The organism is Pseudomonas agronomica, from assembly GCF_025917275.1.
Taxonomy (GTDB): Bacteria; Pseudomonadota; Gammaproteobacteria; order Pseudomonadales; family Pseudomonadaceae; genus Aquipseudomonas; species Aquipseudomonas agronomica.
Genome location: NZ_JAOSHO010000512.1, coordinates 1 through 3,453 on the forward strand (window position 1 = coordinate 1; position 3,453 = coordinate 3,453).

Sequence of the window (3,453 nt, forward strand, 5' to 3'; positions counted from 1 at the left end):
TGGTTTTCACAGAGGCTGCTAGCCGCCGGATTTCTTTGCCTTGAAGCCGTGTTTGGTGAGTTCCGCCAACAGCAGCTCGACGTGATCGCCCTGGATCTCGATGACGCCGTCCTTCAACGCGCCACCCGTGCCGCAACGTTTCTTCAACGTCGTCGCCAGATCCTTGAGTGCGTCTTCGGCCAGCGGCACACCCGTAATGGTAGTCACTGTCTTGCCACCGCGACCTTTGCTTTCGCGGCGCACGCGCGCGATACCGTCGCCGGCGGGAATGGCGGTCTGTTTGCAGATGCAGGCATCCACCGGCTGGCGGCAATCGGGGCAATGACGACCGGCGTCGGTAGAAAATACCAGGCCGCCCAGGGCGGCGAAGGATGCGGCTTTTTTGGCCACCGGCAATCCTCTTGGGAGGACAAAGACTGGTCGAGGGGCGAAAGTGCCTCGACCGCGAAGCCCCACTCAGGCAGGGGCAGCGCAACTGGGCCGAACGCTGTCGGCCAAGCTTGAAAAGTCGCGCAGTGTAACGGCAAAAACGCGACTTGCTAAGGGCCAATCGGCGCCAATTTACAGCTTCTTTGCGAGACCGCCCTCCTGGGCTCGCAGATAGCGTCCGAGCGCCGCCAGGGAGTCCGGGCAATAAGGCTTGTGGCGGATTTCCTCCAACACCTGTTCGACGGGCAGGAAACGCGCCTCCAGCACCTCTTCCGGCTGCAGGATCAACGGACCGTCCCACACGGCGGAAAACGCCGAGCACCACAGGCGACTGCCGGTGTCTTCGAAATAGAAGTGGTCATGGGCAACCAGTTCCACACCGCTCACACCCAATTCTTCTTCGAGCTCTCGGGCCGCCGATTCGGCGTAGGTCTCGTGCGCCTGCACCATGCCACCGGCCGCGACGTCCCAATAGCCGGGATATATGGCTTTGCTCATTGTCCTGCGATGAACGCACAACTCACCGGCCGAATTGAACAGCATGATGTAGGTGCCGCGACCGATCAGGCCGCGCTGGCGCAAGTCCGAACGCACCAGGCTGCCGAGCAGATTGTCATGCTCATCGACCCAAGCGATCAGCTCGGCATCCGAGGCCGCTCGGTGAGCGTCCTCCCGGGTGCTTTCGTCCATCGGTCAGCCCTGGTTCAGCAATTGCCGAAGGTCGATCACCGCTGCGTTTGCACGGGAGATGTAGTTGGCCATGACCAGCGAATGGTTCGCCAATACACCGAAGCCGCTGCCGTTGAGGATCATCGGGCTCCACACCGGTTCCTGGGAAGCCTCGAGTTCGCGAATGATCTGCCGCACGCTGACCGTGGCGTTCTTCTTGGCCAGCACGTCGGCGAAGTCCACCTCTATAGCGCGCAGCAAATGGGACAGTGCCCAGGCCTGGCCGCGTGCTTCGTAGAACACGTTATCGATTTGCAGCCATGGCGTCTCGACCACTTCTTCATCCACCTGCGGTACCTGGCCGGGAGCCGGGACCTCGGTTTTCAGCGAAGTATTGAGCTTCACCCGGCCCACGCTGGCGGACAGGCGCTGGGACAGCGAGCCCAGGCGAGTGCCGACGTCACCCAGCCAGTTGTTCAGGTTGTCGGCGCGGGCATAGAACAAGGCGCTCTTTTGTGCAGGATCGGAGAGACGCGCCTGATAACGGCTCAGGGAGTTGATGCCCTCCTGGTATTCCGACTCACTGGAGGGCAGCACCCAACTGCGGTTGTCGAAGTTGAAACGCGGCTCGGCCTTGGCAAGATCCGCGTCTTCTGCGGACTGCGATTGCGAACGGGCGAAATCCTTGCGCAGGGCGCGGCTCAAGTCGCGAACCTGGACCAGCACGCCGTATTCCCAGCTCGGCATGTTGTCCATCCACAGGCCCGGCGGGAAACGGTCGTTGGAGATGTAGCCGCCCTGCTTGGTCAGCAGGGTTCCGGCCACGGTCTTGAGGGTTTCGACGGTGGTGTAGCCGACCACCATTTGCCTGCCATCCTTCTCGGCCGCAGCCTGGGCATTCTGCTGCACGGGAAATAGCGCCGGCTCCTGGCTCCAATACCAGCCCACCGCGATGGTCACCAGCAGATACAGACCGATGAGCGTGGCCAGTGCCCGGCTGAAAAACAGCCCGCCCAGGTAGCTGCGGGTGTCCGATTTCGGCTCGGCGGCGCGTTCAGGCGCGCTGCCCGCGCGGTTTTTCCAGTCCAGCATGGCGATGTCCCTTCAATCACTTGAGTTCACGGTTCGACCACAACCTTACATCAACGTGCCTTGGCCGGCATCCGTCGTTGGGCTTATCGGAGAATTGCCACCAGGAAGCCAGGCGCCATGTAAGGGTTTCCCCTAACCCTGCCGGCCGAAAATTCGGAGCGGCCATCCCCACAGGTACCTCTGCGTGCGGGCGGATCGGCTCTTTTCACACCGTAGAGCAGGGCTGTTAATTGGATCCAAAAAACCGCTAAACCCCTTGATTTCTGGACGTTGACGGACAGCGGGCAGTCGATCGAAAACCGCCCGGTCAGAAACTGAATAGCTTCTCTTGGCAGTTTATTGACGTACGACACTCATGTAAGGGAAAAGAGGTGCTAGCATAGAGCCACCAGTCGATCTCAGCATGCCCCCTAACTAGTAGTCAGGATATGACCGAGTCAGAAGACCCCAGCCGTGAGCGCCTCAAGCACCACTTTGCCCAGCGGGTAATTCACCAGGCTCGCCAGATCCTCGAGATATGGCAGCGCCTGCAACGCAGCGAGTGGTCGAGTAACGACCTGTCCGAGCTCAGCGAGGCCAATTTGCGCCTGCTGCGCTTTGCCGAGCGTTTCGAACAGCCCGAGCATTGCCAGCTCGCCCAAGGCATCAGCCAGTCGCTGCAGGCGGTGGACGCCAATCGTGGGCGCCTCAGTAGCCACCTGATCACCGAGATCAATCGCCTGATGCAGCGCCTGTCCCGCACCGGCCTGCGCCACGGCGACCAGCTCGAGCAAACCTTCCTGCCGCCGCTGCGCAAGCCGATCTATGTGATGCTGCAAGACCACGACCGTGCCGAACGGCTGGCCAAGCAACTGGAATTCTTCGGCCTCAGTGCCCTGGCGCTGGACAGCGTCGCGGCGTTCCGGGCCTCAATGATCGAGCGCCTGCCCGCCGCGATCGTCATGGATGTGGACTTCAGCGGCCCCGGCGTGGGCCTGACCTTGGCGGCCCAAGCCCAGGAAGGGCTAGACCAGGCCATTCCATTGCTTTTCTTCAGCCTGCTTGAAACCGATACGCCCACCCGCCTGGCAGCGGTGCGCGCCGGTGGCCAGGAATTTCTCACCGGCACGCTCGAAGCCTCGAGCCTGTTGGAAAAGATCGAAGTGCTGACCTGCGTCGCCCAGTACGAACCCTATAAAGTGTTGATTATCGACGACTCCCGCGCCCAGGCCTTGCACACCGAGCGCCTGCTCAACAGCGCCGGCATCGTCACCCGCACGCTGA

3 protein-coding genes and 1 pseudogene are annotated in these 3,453 nt (G+C 61.7%); 1 reads left to right on the top strand and 3 read right to left on the bottom strand.

The genetic code is table 11. The annotated features are described in order from the left end of the window. Positions 1-18: 18 nt before the first annotated feature. From OC610_RS23640 to OC610_RS23650, 3 genes are all read right to left on the bottom strand, one after another. On the bottom strand, positions 19-390 hold the full coding sequence (locus OC610_RS23640; protein ID WP_030138034.1) for a translation initiation factor Sui1: 372 nt from the start codon (positions 388-390) through the stop codon (positions 19-21). Positions 391-561: 171 nt separating this feature from the next. After that, positions 562-1,119: an NUDIX hydrolase gene (locus OC610_RS23645; RefSeq protein WP_264431275.1), complete on the bottom strand. Its 558-nt coding sequence runs from the start codon at positions 1,117-1,119 to the stop codon at positions 562-564. 3 nt (positions 1,120-1,122) lie between these two features. Beyond that, positions 1,123-2,190, bottom strand: a complete 1,068-nt coding sequence (locus tag OC610_RS23650; RefSeq protein ID WP_039593530.1) for a DUF2333 family protein — start codon at positions 2,188-2,190, stop codon at positions 1,123-1,125. Positions 2,191-2,618: 428 nt separating this feature from the next. Between OC610_RS23650 and OC610_RS23655 the strand changes: the two are divergent. Beyond that, positions 2,619-3,453, top strand: a pseudogene (locus OC610_RS23655) (diguanylate cyclase response regulator); the annotation flags it as partial.